The sequence below is a fragment of the Streptomyces sp. NPDC093261 genome, assembly GCF_044753645.1.
GTDB lineage: Bacteria > Actinomycetota > Actinomycetes > Streptomycetales > Streptomycetaceae > Streptomyces.
This window is the reverse complement of record NZ_JBIVNO010000009.1, coordinates 254228-271008: the sequence shown is the minus strand read 5'-3', so window position 1 is coordinate 271008 and position 16781 is coordinate 254228. Positions and strand designations below refer to the sequence as shown.

At 74.5% G+C, this 16781-nt stretch carries 15 protein-coding genes; 9 read left to right on the top strand and 6 right to left on the bottom strand.

Going from position 1 to position 16781, the window contains the following annotated elements:
- Window positions 1-35 precede the first annotated feature (35 nt).
- On the bottom strand, window positions 36-965 hold the full coding sequence (locus ACIP94_RS21160) for a 5'-3' exonuclease H3TH domain-containing protein (RefSeq protein WP_402427601.1): 930 nt from the start codon (window positions 963-965) through the stop codon (window positions 36-38).
- A gap of 604 nt (window positions 966-1569) precedes the next feature.
- Here ACIP94_RS21160 and ACIP94_RS21155 point away from each other — a divergent pair.
- Complete coding sequence (locus ACIP94_RS21155) at window positions 1570-2148, top strand: helix-turn-helix domain-containing protein (RefSeq protein WP_402427519.1); 579 nt, start codon at window positions 1570-1572, stop codon at window positions 2146-2148.
- Between the two features lie 45 nt (window positions 2149-2193).
- Window positions 2194-2913: a helical backbone metal receptor gene (locus ACIP94_RS21150; protein ID WP_402427516.1), complete on the top strand. Its 720-nt coding sequence runs from the start codon at window positions 2194-2196 to the stop codon at window positions 2911-2913.
- Here the strand turns inward: ACIP94_RS21150 and ACIP94_RS21145 are convergent.
- Complete coding sequence (locus ACIP94_RS21145; protein ID WP_402427513.1) at window positions 2879-4003, bottom strand: TDT family transporter; 1125 nt, start codon at window positions 4001-4003, stop codon at window positions 2879-2881. The genes ACIP94_RS21150 and ACIP94_RS21145 overlap by 35 nt on opposite strands.
- A gap of 76 nt (window positions 4004-4079) precedes the next feature.
- Between ACIP94_RS21145 and ACIP94_RS21140 the strand changes: the two genes are divergently transcribed.
- Window positions 4080-4997, top strand: coding sequence for a LysR family transcriptional regulator (locus tag ACIP94_RS21140; RefSeq protein WP_402427598.1), 918 nt, complete (start codon window positions 4080-4082; stop codon window positions 4995-4997).
- Between the two features lie 19 nt (window positions 4998-5016).
- On the opposite strand, the gene ACIP94_RS21135 is transcribed toward ACIP94_RS21140, so the two are convergent.
- Entirely contained in the window at window positions 5017-5706 is a 690-nt protein-coding gene (locus ACIP94_RS21135; protein WP_402427510.1) for a gamma-glutamyl-gamma-aminobutyrate hydrolase family protein, read from the bottom strand.
- A 72-nt stretch (window positions 5707-5778) separates the two neighbouring features.
- A complete protein-coding gene (locus ACIP94_RS21130) occupies window positions 5779-6516 on the bottom strand; it encodes a FadR/GntR family transcriptional regulator (protein WP_402427507.1) in 738 nt (245 codons plus the stop codon).
- Between the two features lie 75 nt (window positions 6517-6591).
- Between ACIP94_RS21130 and ACIP94_RS21125 the strand changes: the two genes are divergently transcribed.
- Genes ACIP94_RS21125 through ACIP94_RS21115 form a run of 3 tightly spaced genes read left to right on the top strand, consistent with a single transcriptional unit; the run spans window position 6592 to window position 10141 of the window.
- Complete coding sequence (locus tag ACIP94_RS21125) at window positions 6592-7962, top strand: glutamine synthetase family protein (protein WP_402427504.1); 1371 nt, start codon at window positions 6592-6594, stop codon at window positions 7960-7962.
- A gap of 11 nt (window positions 7963-7973) precedes the next feature.
- Window positions 7974-9353 carry an aldehyde dehydrogenase family protein gene (locus ACIP94_RS21120; protein WP_402427501.1) on the top strand — a complete coding sequence of 460 codons (1380 nt, stop codon included), beginning with the start codon at window positions 7974-7976 and terminating at the stop codon, window positions 9351-9353.
- Complete coding sequence (locus tag ACIP94_RS21115; protein WP_402427498.1) at window positions 9350-10141, top strand: 3-oxoacyl-ACP reductase; 792 nt, start codon at window positions 9350-9352, stop codon at window positions 10139-10141. The genes ACIP94_RS21120 and ACIP94_RS21115 overlap by 4 nt, the downstream gene beginning before the upstream one ends.
- A gap of 126 nt (window positions 10142-10267) precedes the next feature.
- Here the strand turns inward: ACIP94_RS21115 and ACIP94_RS21110 are convergent, their stop codons facing one another.
- A complete protein-coding gene (locus ACIP94_RS21110; RefSeq protein WP_402427495.1) occupies window positions 10268-11470 on the bottom strand; it encodes an amino acid deaminase/aldolase in 1203 nt (400 codons plus the stop codon).
- Window positions 11471-11759: 289 nt separating this feature from the next.
- Between ACIP94_RS21110 and ACIP94_RS21105 the strand changes: the two genes are divergently transcribed.
- Both ACIP94_RS21105 and mycP read left to right on the top strand, forming a co-directional pair.
- Window positions 11760-13568 (top strand): hypothetical protein, encoded by a 1809-nt coding sequence (locus ACIP94_RS21105; RefSeq protein WP_402427492.1) that lies wholly within the window; start codon window positions 11760-11762, stop codon window positions 13566-13568.
- Window positions 13565-14812 (top strand): type VII secretion-associated serine protease mycosin, encoded by a 1248-nt coding sequence (mycP, locus tag ACIP94_RS21100; RefSeq protein WP_402427489.1) that lies wholly within the window; start codon window positions 13565-13567, stop codon window positions 14810-14812. Before ACIP94_RS21105 ends, mycP begins: the two co-directional genes overlap by 4 nt.
- A 19-nt stretch (window positions 14813-14831) precedes the next feature.
- Here the strand turns inward: mycP and ACIP94_RS21095 are convergent, their stop codons facing one another.
- Window positions 14832-15581, bottom strand: a complete 750-nt coding sequence (locus ACIP94_RS21095; RefSeq protein WP_402427486.1) for a serine hydrolase — start codon at window positions 15579-15581, stop codon at window positions 14832-14834.
- Between the two features lie 366 nt (window positions 15582-15947).
- On the opposite strand from ACIP94_RS21095, the gene ACIP94_RS21090 reads away from it, so the two are divergent.
- Entirely contained in the window at window positions 15948-16679 is a 732-nt protein-coding gene (locus ACIP94_RS21090) for an SseB family protein (RefSeq protein ID WP_402427484.1), read from the top strand.
- Window positions 16680-16781: the final 102 nt, after the last annotated feature.

Genomic DNA, 16781 nt, shown 5'->3' with positions numbered 1-16781 from the left:
AAGGGCCGGTGACGCGGCTTTCCGGAACCGTCACCTCAGGTGCCGAGCGTGGTGAGCAGGCGCTGCAGTGAGCCGCCCAGGCCCCAGCGGGCCGCCAGCGCGTCCAGGGCGGCGGGATGGCGCGGCGCGCGCGGCAGGGCCGTCACGACCTCCGGCAGGGGGACGTCGCCGGCGACCCGTACGACCCGCGGCGCGACCGCCACATACGGCCGTGCCTCGTCGAGCCGCCTGCGCTGGGCCGGGGTGAGTCCGGACGTCGGCTCGTCCACCGCGGCCATGATCCCCGCCAGGTCCCCGAACCGGTCGAGCAGTTTGGCCGCGGTCTTCTCGCCGATGCCCGGCACCCCCGGCAGCCCGTCGCTCGGGTCGCCGCGCAACAGCGCCAGATCCGCGTAACCGGGCCCGTCGACGCCGTACTTCTCGCGCAGGACCGCCTCGTCGGTGAGCTGGAGCGTGCCGACGCCCTTGAGCGGATACAGCACGCGCACCCTGCGCGCGTCGTCGACCAGCTGGTACAGATCGCGGTCGCCGGTCACGATGTCGACCGGGCCCTCGGCGCGGGCCGTGAACGTGCCGATCACGTCGTCCGCCTCGTATCCCGCCACGCCGACCCGCGCGATGCCCAGCGCGTCCAGCACCTCCTCGATGACCGGCACCTGCGGGGAGAGCGTGTCCGGCACCTCCTCCTCGTCCGGGCCCGCCGCGTGCTCCTCGGCCACCCGGTGTGCCTTGTAGGACGGGATCAGCTGGACCCGCCAGCGGGGGCGCCAGTCCGCGTCCATGCACGCGACCAGCTCGTCCGGACGGTGGTCCCGGACCAGGCGGTCGATGAAGTCGAGCAGCCCGCGTACGGCGTTCACTGGGGTGCCGTCCGGGGCCTTCACGGACTCCGGGACGCCGAAGTAGGCGCGGAAGTAGAGCGAGGCGGTGTCGAGGAGCATCAGGCGTCGGGTCACCTTCCGCATCATGCCGTACGGCACCGACAGCGATCCGAAGGCTCCCGCGGGGGCCGTCCAGGGGGCCGGCTTCCCCCGATGGACCCCGCCTCCGTACAGGCGTACGGTCCCATCCGTACGGACGTACGAGAAGGATCAGGACAACCCGAGAGGCTCCCCGGAGCCGCCGCACCGTCCCTCGTCCGCCCCAGGGGTGCCGCATGCCGCTCCGGCACCGCCGGCCCCGCCCGTGCTGCTCCGGCCCCGCGGACGGCCCGGCGACCCCCGACCGGCGGGACGGCCCGCTCCGGCCTCCGGAACCCGGCCGACCGCCCTGCCGCGCAGTCGGGCGGAGCGGTCGCGGAGGCATCGGAAGGGCCCCTGATCAGCCCTTTCGCCCGGTGAGGGGACGGCGTGCGCGGGGTGGCGGAGTGGCTCGGCCGGTGGCGCGAACCGGGACCCTCACCACTCTTGTATAGGGCACCGATGTGACGGGCGCATGAAACGGTTTGCCGAACATGCGTAGGGTGCAGACAACTCAACAGAAGCAGTGCACCGATGAATCATCAGGCCCGGGCGGCGCGTCTGCCGTGCGGGGCGGACGGACCGACGAGCGAGGGAGGGAGCCGGAGCGATGGGCGACCACAAAGAACAGCCCCTTCGGGTGGGCGCTGCCGTCCGGCGGCGCCGCCGGGCCCTCGAGCTCACCCTCGCCGTCGTGGCCCGGCGCAGCGGCCTGTCCGTCCCCTTCCTGAGCCAGGTCGAGAACGAGCGGGCGCGCCCCAGCCGCCCCTCCCTGGAGCGGATCGCCGACGCGCTCGGCACCACCGCCGTCGAACTGCTCGCGGCGGCCGACCCGGCGTGCAGCGTGGACGTCCTGCGCGCCGTCGACGAGGCAGTCGAGCCCGGACGGGCGCTGGTGCGCCCGCTGGTGCGCGGCCACCATCAGCTGCACGCGATGGAGTTCATCGGGGACCACGACGAGGGCCGTGAATTCCAGCACCGCAATGACGAGTTGATGTACGTCGTCGAGGGCGCCGTCGAGGTGGAGGCGGAGGGCCGGGCGCACCGGCTCGGGCGCGGCGACACCCTGTATCTGAGCGGGGGAGTGCGCCACCGCTGGCGGGCGACCGTGCCGGACACCCGGGTGATCGTCGTCGCGGTCTCCGACCATGTCGAGGCGGTCGAGGACCCCTCCCGCCGGCGCCGCTGACCCCGCCGGGTCCTGTCCCCGCCCGCCGGGCCCGAGGAGGCCTCCATGCGTGTCGTCTCACTCGTGCCGTCACTGACCGAGGCCGTGGCCGCCTCCGTGCCCGGCGCGCTGGTCGGGGCGACCGACTGGTGCAGCCACCCCCCGGACCTCGATGTCGTCCGGATCGGCGGCACCAAGAACCCCAAGGTCGAGCGGATCGTCCGGCTCGCCCCCGACCTGGTGCTCGCCAACGAGGAGGAGAACCGCGAGCCGGACCTCGCAGCGCTGCGCGAGGCGGGAGTGAGGGTTCTCGTGACCGAGGTGCGGGACGTGCCGGGGGCCTTCCGCGAGCTGGGGCGGGTCGTGGCCGCGTGCGGGGCGCCCGCCCGGCCGCGCTGGCTGGAGGAGGCCCGCGCCGCCTGGACGCGGCTGCCGGTGCCGGGGCGTCGTACGACCGCCGTGGTGCCCGTCTGGCGGCGGCCCTGGATGGTGCTGGGCCGGGACACCTTCGCCGGGGACGTCCTGGCCCGGCTCGGGGTGGACAACGTGTACGGGACGCACCCGGAGCGCTATCCGCGGATCCCCCTGGAGGAACTGCGCGCCGCGGCCCCCTCGCTCGTGGTCCTGCCCGACGAGCCGTACCGCTTCACGGCCGGGGACGGCCCGGAGGCGTTCCCGGGGACGCCGTGCGCCCTGGTCGGCGGACGCCACCTCACCTGGTACGGCCCCTCCCTGGCCGAGGCGCCGCGCGTCATCGCCGAGGCGCTGCGAGCAGCTCGCCGCTGACGACTCCCCGGCCCGTGCGGGAGGCGGCGACCGCCCAGGCGGCGACGAGCAGCGCGTAGAGTCCGGTAGCGAGCGCGTCGAGGCCGGTGAGCCCGGTGCGCCGGGCCAGTGCCTCCGCGCCGGTGACACACGTCCCGACCGGGAAGGTGAACGCCCACCACGTCATCGTGAATCCCATGCCCCGCCTCCCCGCGCGCACCGTCAGCGCGCCCGCGAGGGCCAGCCACAGCAGGGCGAAGCCCAGTACGGGAACGCCGTAGAGCAGGGCGAGGACCTCGAAGCCGCGGGCGTACGGCGGCGGGACGACCCCCGGTGCGGCGCCCGCCAGCGCGCCGGCGGCGGTGACGGACTGACCGAGCGGACCGAGGACCAGGAACAGGGTCGGCGTCTGCGCGAGCGGCAGCGGGCCTCGGGTGATCAGCCGGGCGAGGATGAGCGGCAGCATCACGAGCGTGGCCAGAAGGCTCAGCCCGGACATCGCCAGGCACCCCAGCAGCAGCGTCTCCCGGCCCTGCCCAGGGGGCAGATGCGGGACCAGCAGCGGCCCCTGGGCCGCGGAGACCATGGGCGCGACCAGGCACAGCAGCCAGACCGGGCCCGCCTGGTCCGCTTCGATGCGGTGCCGGGCGACCATCAGATACGGCACGACCACGGCGACGGCCAGCCCGGCGGCGCTTCCGGCGGTGAAGAGGACGGTGTCCAGTACGACGGCGGGGCCCGGCCCGATCCAGTCCCGGCCCACCACCACGGCACCCCCGCCCACGGCGAGCAGGGCCATGGCGAGGCAGCCGTGGAAGGGGGCCATGGCGGGGTCGAGGAGATGGGCGCGGGCCTGGTCGCGGTGGTGGATCCAGTGCAGGGCGCGGGCGCCGAGGAGAAGCACGAGTAGGGCCAGGGAGAGTGCCCAGACGGCCGCGAAGGCGGCCCGCAGTCCCGGCGGCTGCGCGGCACCGGGCAGCCCCGCACCGGCCGTCGCCACGATCGCGGTGCCCATGACGGAGGCGTACCAGTTCGGGCCGAGGTGTCGGACGGCGGCGGCACGCCGTCGGGGAGTGCCGGGGAGGACCAGGGGCCGGGCTGCGGTGACCATGACCGCACCATCTCCCGGGACCACCTCGCCGGCCAGGGACTCTGCCTCTATGAGGACATAAGCTGTCCTTATGAGCATGGCGGACGACGAGGGAACCCCGGTGGCCGGCCTGGGACGCCGGGTGCCGGACCTGGGCGCCCTGGAACTGCTGCTCGCCGTCGCCCGGCTGGGGAGCCTGGGGCGCGCGGCGCGGGAGCTGGGGATCACCCAGCCCGCGGCCAGCAGCCGGGTCCGGTCGATGGAGCGGCAGCTGGGTGTGGCGCTGGTGGACCGCTCGCCGCGCGGTTCACGGCTGACCGACGCCGGGGCGCTGGTCACCGACTGGGCGCGGCGGATCGTGGAGGCCGCGGAGGCGTTCGACGCGGGAGTACAGGCACTGCGGGGCCGCCGGGACTCACGGCTGCGGGTGGCCGCGAGCATGACGATCGCGGAGTATCTGCTGCCGGGCTGGCTGATCGCGCTGCGGGCGCAGCGGCCGGACACGGCGGTGTCGCTGCTGGCCGGGAACTCGGCGGCGGTCGCCCGGCGCCTGCTCGCGGACGAGGCGGATCTCGGTTTCGTGGAGGGCCTCACCGTGCCGACGGGCCTGGACGCCGCGGTCGTCGCCCGCGACCGCCTCATCGTGGTGACGGCACCGGGGCACCCGTGGGCGCGGCGTCGTGCGCCCCTGTCCGCCGGGGAACTGGCCTCGACCCCGCTGATCCTCCGGGAGGAGGGCTCGGGCACCCGTCAGGTCCTCCAGGCGGCCCTGGGGGGCCTGGCCCGCCCTCTGCTGGAACTGTCCTCGACGACGGCGGTCAAGGCGTCCGCGGTCAGCGGGGCGGGCCCGGCGGTGCTGAGCGAACTCGCCGTCGGGGAGGAACTCTCGGCCCGCCGTCTGGTGAGCGTCCCCGTCGAGGGCGTCCGACTGGACCGGGCGCTGCGGGCCGTATGGCGCACGGGCCACCGGCCGACGGGCCCGGGCCGGGACCTGCTCGGGCTGACGCGCGGGTAGGCGCCGCGGGCCGAGGCGGTCAGGCGGTCGACGCGGCCCGTACCAGCGCCGTCATCACCCGTAGGTCCTCGCCCATCTCCGGATGCCACTGGACGCCCAGCACCCAGTCGCCGCCCGGCCGTTCCACCGCCTCGACCGTGCCGTCCTCGGCGTACGCCGACACCACCAGCCCGTCGCCGAGCCGGCCCACCGCCTGATGGTGGTGCGTCGGCACGGACGCCGGCTCCGGGACCACCTGCGCGTACCGTGTGCCCGGCACCGGCTCGACCGTGTGCCGTCCGAACACCCCGCCCCCCTGGGCATGCCCGTCGATGTGCTGCACGAGCGTGCCACCCAGGGCGACGTTCAGCAGCTGCATCCCCCGGCAGATGCCGAGCAGGGGGGTGCCGGAGGTCAACGCCGCCTCGATCAGGGCGAGTTCCCAGGAGTCCCGCTCGGGCGCCGGTGTGCCGGTCCGGGGGGACCGCTCGGCGCCGTAGCACGACGGGTCGACGTCCGGACCGCCCGCGATCACCACACCGTCCAGCCGGGCCACCGTCGCCGCCGCGTGCGCCGGATCGTCCGGCGGCAGCATCGCGGCCAGTCCGCCGGCCCGCTGCACCAGCAGCGGATAGCCCGCGGGCAGCAGCGCCGCGTCCAGCTCCCACCGGCCCCAGCGGGTGCGGGCCTCCAGATAGGTGCTGACACCGATCAGTGGTCGTCCGGTCACCTGGGCCTCCCCTGACACCAATGGAGTGAACTCATACCTTTGCCCTGGATGTGGGTATCCCGCGCCATGTGCTCACGCCAGGAACCCCCGCAGCAGTGCCGCCGTCCCGCCGCAGTGCTCCCGCATCATCTCCCGTGCGCCGTCCGTGTCCCCGTCGAGCACCGCCTCCACCAGCGCCTCATGCTGGCGCTGCGAGTGCTCCAGGTTCCGCACCAGCAACGGGATGCAGTCCAGCAGGTCGTTGACCGTCGCCCGGACGGCCGCGTACTGCGCCGTCAGCGACGGCGAACCGCACAGCTCGGCCAGCGTGAGATGCAGCAGCGTGTCCAGTCGCCGGTACTCCGTGAGCGGGGCGTCCTGTGTGCGCGCCAGCGCCTCCCGCAGCCGCTCGCACTGCTCCCGGGTGAGGCCATGGGCGGCGCACAGGCCCGCCGCCCCGACCTCCAGCACCTCGCGGAACCGCAGCACATCCTCGATGTCGGTGCCCGCGACGCGCCGGCGCAGCTCGTCCTCGCCGCGCCCGTCGGCGCGCGGCCGCACGAACGTGCCGCCGTAGCGCCCGCGCCGCGACTCCACCAGGCCCTGGTCCTGAAGCACCTTCAGCACCTCGCGCAGCGTCACCCGGCTGATCCCCAGCCGCTCGGCCAACTCCCGCTCGGCGGGCAGCCGTTCGCCTCCGGGCACCAGTCCGAGGCGGATGACCTGGAGGATCTGCTCCAGCGCCTCCTCGAAGCCGTTGCCCGCCCGCACGGGCCGCAGCACCGGGGTCAGCCGGTCCCGCGGGCCGCCGCCCGCCTCCGTCTGCGCCATCTGGCCGCGCCCCCTTCCCAAGAAATGGTCCTCGGAAATACCTTATGGCTCTCGGCGGACCGAAGGAGACCTCCCGTGGCACACCGCACACCCCCGCTCGGCGTCGAGGAACTCCATGCCCTCGTCGCGGGCGGCGAGATCGACACCGTCGTCCTCGCCTTCCCCGACATGCAAGGGCGCCTCCAGGGCAAGCGGTTCGCCGCCCGCTTCTTCCTCGACGAGGTACTGGAGCACGGCACGGAGGGCTGCAACTACCTTCTCGCCGTCGACACCGAGATGAACACGGTCGACGGCTACGAGATGTCCTCCTGGGACCGCGGCTACGGCGACTTCGCCCTCCACCCGGACCTCGGCACCCTGCGCCGGGTGCCCTGGCACGAGGGCACGGCCCTGGTCGTCGCCGACCTCGCCTGGAGCGACGGATCCCCCGTGGCCGCCGCGCCCCGCCGGATCCTGCGCCACCAGCTGGAGCGTCTCGCCGCCCTCGGGCTCACCGCCCAGGTGGGCACCGAGCTGGAGTTCATCGTCTTCAAGGACACCTACGAGCAGGCGTGGGACGCCAACTACCGGGGGTTGACCCCGGCCAACCAGTACAACATCGACTACTCCGTGCTCGGCACGGGCCGCATCGAGCCCCTGCTGCGCCGCATCCGCAACGAGATGGCGGCCGCCGGCCTCGTCGTCGAGTCCGCCAAGGGCGAGTGCAACCCCGGCCAGCACGAGATCGCGTTCCGGTACGACGAGGCCCTGGTCACCTGCGACCAGCACGCCGTCTACAAGACCGGGGCCAAGGAGATCGCGGCCCAGGAAGGTGTCTCGCTCACCTTCATGGCCAAGTACAACGAGCGGGAGGGCAACTCCTGCCACATCCATCTCTCGCTCACGGACGAGCAGGGGCACACCGTGATGCCCGGCGCGCCGGACGACCCCGGCGGGATGTCGGAAGTGATGCGGTACTTCCTCGCGGGACAGCTCGCCGCCCTGCGTGAGTTCTCGCTCCTGTACGCCCCGGGCATCAACTCCTACAAGCGCTTCCAGCCCGGATCCTTCGCCCCGACCGCGGTCGCCTGGGGGCACGACAACCGCACCTGCGCCCTGAGGGTGGTCGGGCACGGCCGTTCGCTGCGCTTCGAGAACCGGGTGCCCGGCGGCGACGTCAACCCGCACCTCGCGGTCGCCGGGATGGTCGCGGCCGGCCTGTACGGCGTCGAGCAGCGGCTGGAGCTTCCCGACGCCTGCCCCGGCAACGCCTACGCCGCCGAGTACGAGCACATCCCCACCACGCTGCGCGAGGCCGCCGAACTCTGGGAGAACAGCGCCATCGCCAAGGCCGCCTTCGGCGACGAGGTGGTGGCGCACTACGGCAACATGGCCCGCGTCGAGCTGGCCGCCTTCGACGCCGCGGTGACCGACTGGGAGCTGCGCCGCTCCTTCGAACGCATGTGAGGGGTCCTGTCGTGTCGAACGCGCCTGAGCTCCAGGTACTCAACCCGGCCACCGAAGAGGTCGTCGCCACCGTCCCCGCCGCCACCGCCGCCGACGTGGACGCCGCCGTCGTACGAGCCTCGGAGGCGCAGTCCCGGTGGGCGGCGCTGCCGCCCGGCGACCGCGCCCGGCTGCTGCGCCGGTTCGCCGTGACCGTCGACGAACACCTCGAGGAACTCGCGCGGCTGGAGGTCCGCGAGGCGGGACACACGATCGGCAACGCCCGCTGGGAGGCGGGCAACGTCCGCGACCTGCTGGACTACGCGGCCGGGGGAGTGGAGCGGCTCACGGGCCGGCAGATCCCGGTCCCGGGCGGCCTCGACGTCACGATCCTCGAGCCGCTCGGCGTCGTGGGGGTCATCGCGCCCTGGAACTTCCCCCTGCCGATCGCCGCGTGGGGCACCGCCCCGGCGCTCGCGGCCGGCAACGCGGTACTGCTCAAACCGGCCGAGACCACACCGCTCACGGCCCTGCGCCTGGCCGAACTGGCGCTTGCGGCGGGCCTGCCGGAGGGGCTGTTCCAGGTGCTGCCCGGCCACGGTCCCGTCGCGGGCAACGCCCTCGTCGAGCACCCGGGCGTGGCGAAGATCGTCTTCACCGGGTCGACGGCCGTGGGCAGACAGGTGCTGGCCAAGGGCTCCGCGCTCCTCAAACGGGTCACCCTGGAACTCGGCGGCAAGAGCCCCAACATCGTCTTCGCCGACGCCGACCTCGACGCCGCCGCGGCCGCCGCCCCCCTGTCCTTCCTCGACAACTCCGGCCAGGACTGCTGCGCCCGCACCCGCATCCTCGTCCAGCGCTCCGCCTACGACCGCTTCCTCGATCTGCTCGCGCCCGCGATCGAAGCGGTCGTGGTCGGCGACCCGTCCGAGGAGAGCACCCAGATGGGCCCACTGATCTCCAGGGCCCAGCTGGAACGGGTCCGCGGCTATGTCGACGCCGACGCCCCCGGCATCCGCGGCAAGGCCCCCGAGGGCCCCGGCTTCTGGTTCCCGCCCACCGTCCTCACCGGGGTCGAGCCGCACGCGCGCGTGGCCGTCGAGGAGGTCTTCGGGCCGGTCGCCGTGGTCCTGCCCTTCGAGGACGAGGCCGACGCCATCCGCCTCGCCAACGACACCGCCTACGGCCTCTCGGGCTCCATCTGGACCCGGGACGTCGGCCGCGCGCTGCGGGTCTCCGGGGCCGTCCGCGCGGGCAACCTGTCCGTCAACTCCCACTCCAGCGTCCGCTACTGGACCCCCTTCGGCGGCTTCAAGCAGTCGGGGATCGGCCGTGAACTCGGCCCGGACGCCCTGACCGCCTTCACCGAGACCAAGAACGTCTTCATCAGCACGGAGGGCCCCGCACAGTGACCTCGCAGACACCGGACATCATCTGCCGCCGCCTGGTCGGCCGGACCGCCGTCGTCACCGGAGCCGGCAGCGGCATCGGTCTCGCCACCGCGCGCCGGCTCGCCGCCGAGGGCGCCCACGTCGTCTGCGGCGACATCGACGAGACCCGCGGCAAGGCCGCCGCCGACGAGGTCGACGGGCTGTTCGTGAAGGTCGACGTCACCGACGCCGAACAGGTCGACGCGCTCTTCCGGGCCGCCCACGACGCCTACGGCAGCGTCGACATCGCCTTCAACAACGCCGGTATCTCACCGCCTGACGACGACTCCATCCTGGAGACCGGCCTGGAGGCCTGGAAGCGGGTCCAGGAGGTCAACCTGACCTCCGTCTACCTGTGCTGCAAGGCCGCGATCCCGTATATGCGGCGCCAGGGCAAGGGGTCCATCATCAACACGGCGTCGTTCGTCGCGCGCATGGGCGCGGCCACCTCGCAGATCTCGTACACCGCGTCCAAGGGCGGTGTGCTCGCCATGTCCCGGGAGCTGGGCGTGCAGTTCGCCCGCGAGGGCATCCGGGTCAACGCCCTGTGCCCCGGGCCGGTCAACACCCCGCTGTTGCAGGAGCTGTTCGCCAAGGATCCCGAGCGAGCCGCCCGGCGCCTGGTCCACATCCCGCTCGGCCGGTTCGCGGAGGCCGAGGAGATCGCCGCTGCCGTCGCGTTCCTCGCCAGCGACGACTCCTCCTTCGTCAACGCCACCGACTTCCTGGTGGACGGCGGCATCTCGGGTGCGTACGTCACACCCCTGTAGGGCCGAAGGGGGCCGTTCACGCCCCAAGGGGCACCGCCTCCCCTGCGGGGCATTTCCACGCGCGTGTGCCCCGGTCGCGGCCGCCGTCCCGGCGGCGCGCGCCGGGTCCTCACGGGACGGCGGGCCTCACAGGAACGTGTGTCCCTCGCCCCGGTAGGTCGGCACGGTCGCGGTGACCTCGTCGCCCTCCACCAGGTGCAGCACATCGAACCGCTCGCACAGCTCGCCCGCCTTGGCGTGCCTGAACCACACCTTGTCTCCGACGAGGAGGTCGTCGGCAGGCGCGCCCAGCAGCGGCGTCTGCACCTCGCCCGGACCCTCCTGGGGGTCGTAGGCGAGTCCCTCGGGCAGGTAGGGGACGGGCAGCCGGTCGCGTCCCGCCGCGCCCGAGGCGGGGTAGCCGCCGCCCAGCACGGTCACCACACCCACCCCCGGCCGGCGCACGACGGGCTGGGCGAACAGCGCGGCCGGCCGGCCCCGGAAGGAGGTGTAGTTGTCGAACAGCCGGGGCACATACAGCCCCGAGCCCGCCGCGATCTCGGTCACCGCGTCCTCGGCGGCCGTGTACTGCACACTGCCCGTTCCCCCGCCGTTGACGAACTCCAGGTCCGGCGCCACGGCCCGGACGGCACGCACCACCTCGGCGCGCCGGCGGGCCAGCTCCCTGCGCGCCGTGGCCTGCATCATCCGGATGGCCCGCGAGTGCACCGGCCGGCCCGCCACCGCGTCGCCGACACCGGCGATATGGCCCTCGTACGCCATGAGCCCCACCAGCCGGAAGCCGGGGGTGCGCGTCACCACCCGGGCCATCTCCGCGACCTGGGCGGCCGAGTACAGCGGCGAGCGCCGCGCACCGACCCGCACCCGCCCGCCGAGCAGCTTCAGCGAGGTGTCCAACTCCAGGCAGACACGCACCACTTCGGTGCCGCCCTCGCGGGCGTCGTCGATGAGACGCAGCTGGGCCGGGTCGTCGATCATCACCGTGACGGAGGCGGCCAGCTTGGGGTCGCCCGTCAGCTCGGCGAAGCTGCGGCGATCGGCCGACGGATAGGCGAGGAGCACGTCCTCGAAGCCGGACCGGGCCAGCCACAGGGACTCGGCGAGCGTGAAGGACATGATGCCCGCGAAACCGTCCCGGGCCAGGACGCGTTCGAGCAGCGCACGGCAGCGCACGGACTTGCTGGCGACCCGGATCGGCTTGCCGTCGGCCCTGCGCCGGAGGTCGTCGGCGTTCGCGTCGAACGCCTCCAGGTCCACGATCGCGACAGGCGCGTCGAGATGGGCGGTGGCCCGGTCGTAGCGGGCCCGGTCTGCGGCGCGGGCAGTCATGAACGAAGCCTGCCAGATGCGAATTCCGCAGGGTAGGGGGACGATCCGGGCAGATGCCCCGGTGGCGGCGACTGGTTCCCGTTCGAGGGGCATCAACCCGTAGAGTGACGCGAACGCGGGACGTGACGAACGCCGCCCGGCGCATACGCCGGGGGTGGGTGTCCGGCCACGCGGGTATGCCTGCCCGGGGACGGGCGGCGCGTCCGCACCGCGTAGGGACCGCTCCCCGCGGGCGGTCGAACTCCCCGGGAGACCCCGGGGCGGCCCGGCCACACGAAACGGGGGGTGCATGAGCACGGAAGCGCGTCGCGCCTTCATCCCTCCGCGCCCCACGCATCCGCCCCGCCCCACGAACCCGCCCGGCACGGCCTCCGCGGAGCCCGGTCGGACGCCCCCCGCTCCGCAGGTCCCGCCCCTGCCGGCGCCCCGCGACGGCGCCACGGTCCCGGCCCGCCCCGACCAGCCGCCCGCGCCGGGCATCGCACCCGGGCGCGACGTCACCGCCCGCCCGGTCACACCGCCCCGGCCGAGCGGGCCGCCGCGCGGGATCCCCGCGCAGGATCGGTCCGCCGAGCGCACGGTTCCGCCCCGCCCCGCGACCGGCACCCAGCCACCGGCCACGCCGCACGGGACGGCCATCGGGGAGCCGATGGCCCCGGCGGCCGCACAGCCGACGCCGGACCGGCCGGCCGCGCACCACTCCTCCGGACGGCCCGGCGTGAACGGTTCCCCGGGTGGGGCCGCTGCCGTCGGCAGGCCCTCGCGGTCCGGTGCGACCGCGCGGCCCTTCCGGATCGGCGCGTCCGGCCCGCAGCAGACGGCCACGGCCGCCGGTGGCACGGCACCCCGGTCGTCCGGTGCTACGGCTGCCCCGGCGTCCGGTGGTGCGGCGGCCCTGGCGTCCGGTGTTACGGCTGCCCCGACGGCCGGTGCCACGGCGGCCTCGGCGTTCGGTGGTGCGGCTGCCCCGGCGCCCGGTGCCACCGCCGCCCCCACCGCCGCCCCCGCCCCCGGCGGAGCCGCGGACGCATACGCACGCGGTGCCGCCGCACACCCCCGATCCCCGGACCCTCGTCTCGACCGGCAGGCCCGCCCCACCGCCCCGCCCCCGCCGGCGGCCTCCTCGCGCTTCCCGGACGTGCCGCCCGCCGTGGGCGTCCCCTCGCCGGACGGCGCGGCCGACCTCGCATCGCCGCTGCCCGCCGAGGGCATCGTGGAGACGACCGCGCGCCTGCGCCCCGGCCCCGACACGGCCCGCCGGGTCATCTCGCCGCGCCCCGTCGTCACCTTCGCCGAGCCCGACATCCGCGATGCCGACACCGCGCGCCCTGGGCTGCTCGGCGCCCTGGTGGGCCCCCGTGCCGCCGGGGCCGCCATCTGCCTGGTCCTCGGTCTCGGACTCATCGGCGGTGCCGTGACCGGCGGTTGGCTCATCGACGACGGTTCGGGAGAGCGCGCGCGGGGAGCGTTCGCGGTCGCCGGAAGCCTCTGGCACGACGTGCCCGTCGACCAGCTCTTCCCGCCCACCGTCCACGGCCCGGGCGCCGGCCCCGGCGGTGCCGACCGCACCTGGACCCGGGTCGCCGTCGCCCCCGACAGCGGCTGCGCGAACGCCTTCGACCCGCTGCTGCGCAAGGCCCTCGCCCCCGTCGGCTGTCTGCGTCTGCTGCGCGCCACCTACACGGACGCGACCCGCAGCCAGGTCACCACCGTCGGCCTGCTGTTCACCCGGGCCGACTCCGCCGCCATGGGCGCCCTCGCCGCCCGGTTCAAGAAGGAGGGCCTGGACCGGCGCACCGACCTGATGCCCCGCCCGTACGCCGCCGAGGGCACCGTCGCGGCGGGCTTCGGCGACGACCAGCGCGCCTCCTGGACGCTCTCCATCCGCACGGACCTGCCCGTCGTCGTCTACGCCGTCTCCGGCTTCGCCGACGGCCGTACCGTCACCGAACCGCAGCCCGCCGCGGACGCCGTGAAGACCGGCGCGACCACGGCCCCCGCGCAGGCGGGCCTCGGCAACGAGGCGACGGGCCTCGCCGACCGCATCGCGGCCGCCCTCCACAAGACCGTCACCGCGGCGACGGAGCAGCGGTCATGAACCGCCCTACGACCCTCCGCCCACGGTCCCGCCCCACCGCCGAGGGTGCCGTCACGACCCGCCGTGGAACCTGCGCCCGGCTCCTGACCGTCCTGCTCGCCGGCTCCCTGGCCCTGCTGCCGTCCACCGCCGCGCACGCCGACGGGATCCGCGCCCAGGAGTGGGCCCTGGACGCCCTGCACGCCCAGGAGGTCTGGCAGACGACCAAGGGCAGGGGCATCACCGTCGCCGTCCTCGACACCGGTGTGGACGCGACCCATCCCGACCTCGCGGGCAATGTGCTCCCCGACAAGGACATGGTGGGCTTCGGCGCCCGGCGCGGCGACCGCCCCTGGGCCCGGCACGGGACCGCCATGGCCGGTCTCATCGCCGGTCACGGCCATGGCATCGGTGACTCCGACGGCGTCATGGGCATCGCACCCGAGGCGAAGATCCTCCCGGTCCGCGTCATCCTCGAGGACGGCGACCCGGCCCGTACGAAGGCCCGCAACACCCGGGGCAACGCCCTCGCCGAGGGCATCCGCTGGGCCGCCGACCACGGCGCCGACGTCATCAACCTCTCCCTCGGCGACGATTCCGACTCCGCGCACCCCGAAGCGGTCGAGGACGAGGCGGTCCAGTACGCCCTGAAGAAGGGCGTCGCCGTGGTGGCCTCGGCCGGCAACGGCGGCGACAAGGGCGACCACATCTCGTATCCGGCGGCCTACCCGGGCGTCATCGCCGCGACCGCCGTCGACCGCAACGACACCCGCGCCTCCTTCTCCACCCGCCGCTGGTACGCCACGGTCAGTGCGCCCGGCGTCGACGTCGTCATAGCGGACCCCGACCGCAGCTACTACGAGGGCTGGGGCACGAGCGCGGCCTCCGCCTTCGTCTCGGGCGTCGTCGCGCTGATCAAGGCGGCCCGGCCGGGCCTCACCCCGGCCCAGATCAAGCGGCTTCTGGAGCAGACGGCCGAGGACGCCCCCACCGGCGGCCGGGACGACTCCCGCGGCTTCGGCCTCGTGGATCCCGCGGCGGCCGTCAAGGCGGCGGCGAAGCTCAAACCGGGAGACCCCGGGGCGGCCGAGTACGCCACGAAGTACTTCGGCCCTGGTCCGGGCACGGCCGACGACGGCACGGGCTCTCCGGACTGGGTGGTCCCGCTGGCCGGCGGACTGGGCGCGGTGCTGCTGGTGGTGGCGGTGATGCTGTGGCGAGGCCGCACCGGAAGCCGTACCAGAACACGCTCCCAGGGCCTGTGACGCCGGTTCGGCCCGGCGCTCAGGCCGGGTCGTCCGCGAACGTGGAAACGGCCGTCCGCGCGGCCGCCTCCACCAGGGAAACACCCCTGTCCTTCGTGGAGTTGCCGTTCGACAGCGCCGCCACCAGATAGTCGTGGCCGTCGGCCGTGACCCTCCCGATGCTGTTGATGACCCACAGCCCGGTCGTGCTGCGCGTCAGCCAGCCGTTCTTCAGCGCCCACCGCGTGCCGTCCGCCGCCGCCGACACACCCCAGTGCTGGTCCTCGGCGATATGTCCCATGAGCCCCTGGAGATACGTCCGCGACGCCTCGCTCAGCTTGGAGTCGTCCCCGAACACCTGCTGGAGCAGGGTGAGCTGATCGGCCGCCGTGGTCCGGGTCAGCCCCCACAGCGCACCGTCACCGCCCGCGGTGCCCGTCAGGCCGAAACGTTTGTTCGCGGTGTCGAGGCCGTCCGCCTGCCCGATGACCGTCCACAGCGCCGACGCGGAGGCGTTGTCGCTGTTCTCGATCATGGCGGTGGCGTATGCCCGCTCCTGCCCCGTCAGATGCCGGCCCGCGTCCTGCGCCTGGAGCAGCAGCGTCGCCAGGATGTCGACCTTCACGATGCTTGCCGTCTCGAACGTGCCGTCGCCGTAGACGGCACTCTCGCCGGACTCCGTCGCCAGCACCGCTACGGCCACCTCCGCGCTGCCCTCGACGGTCAGGGCCTTCATGGCCTTCGCCAGCAGCGCGTCCCGGTCCGCCGAGGGCTTCGCCGCAGGTTCCACCGATGCCTCCCGGGTCACCGAGGCCGACGCCCGGGGCGTCGGCGACGACTGCGACGATACGGCGCCCGCGGCGGCATGCGCCTGCCTCTTCACATACGCGCTCGGTCGCGACGACCGTACCGCCGGCGAGGGCGACCGAGGCCGGCGCCGTCCAGAGCAGCGGGCGGCGCCGCGGGGGCGGGCACGGCGGCGACGGGGGGCTCTGTGGGACTCCATGGCCGCGATGCTCGGGAACGCTGCTGTGGGCGCCGTTGGACGGAGGTGAGATCCGTGTCAGCCCGGCCTGAGAGACCCGTGAAACCGATGGCCGCCGTGCGTCAGGGGCGGCGCCGGCCCTGACGAGACCCCCCGATAGGGTCGGTGACCGTGGCGAACAAGAACATTCCCGACTCCGGCTTCTCCGACGACGACGGTGCGGCCGACCCCCGGCTCGGCGCGGCGCTCGCCGCGTGGGCCGAGGACCGCGCGGCGGTGGGGCCGGTCCTGGAGGCGCTGAAGGGCGCACGGCTCCTGGTGCCCGTCGTCGCGGTGCTCGGGGAGGTCGAGGAGGACGGGAACGGCCTGCGCCGCGAGAAGACCAGCGACATGGCCGTGCCGACGCTGAAGGCCGGGGGCCGCACGGCGCTGCCCGCCTTCACCTCCACGGACGCGCTGGCGCGCTGGGATCCCGGCGCCCGCCCCGTCGCCGTATCCCTGCACCGGGCCCTCCAGGCGGCGGCGCACGAGAAGGCCGACACGATCGTGCTGGACATGTCGGGGCCGGTGCCCTTCGAGTTGACGGGACCCGTGCTTCTGGCGCTCGCCGAGGGACGCACCAGCGTCGACCCGCTCGCCGATCCCGTGGTGCGCGAGGCCGTGCGTGCCGCCGTCGCCGCGGAGCCGTCGGTGGTCCGCGCCCATCTGGGCCCTGGCGAGGCCGACGGCACCCTGGCCCTCGTCCTCGACCCGTCGGCGCCGCCGGCCGAGGCCGCACGCGCCGTGGCGGGACGGCTGGCGGCCGACGAAACGCTCAGGGCCCGCCTGGTGCGCGGTCTCGACCTGGCACTGCTGCCGGCCGGGGTGACGCCTCCGGGCGAGCCCTTGTACGTACGAGGGTGAATCGGCCCCGACGGTGATCAGCCGCGACGGCGGGCCGGGGCGCGCCGTGACGGCGGGCGATCAGCCGTGACGGCGGGCGATCAGCCGTGACGACGGGTCCGG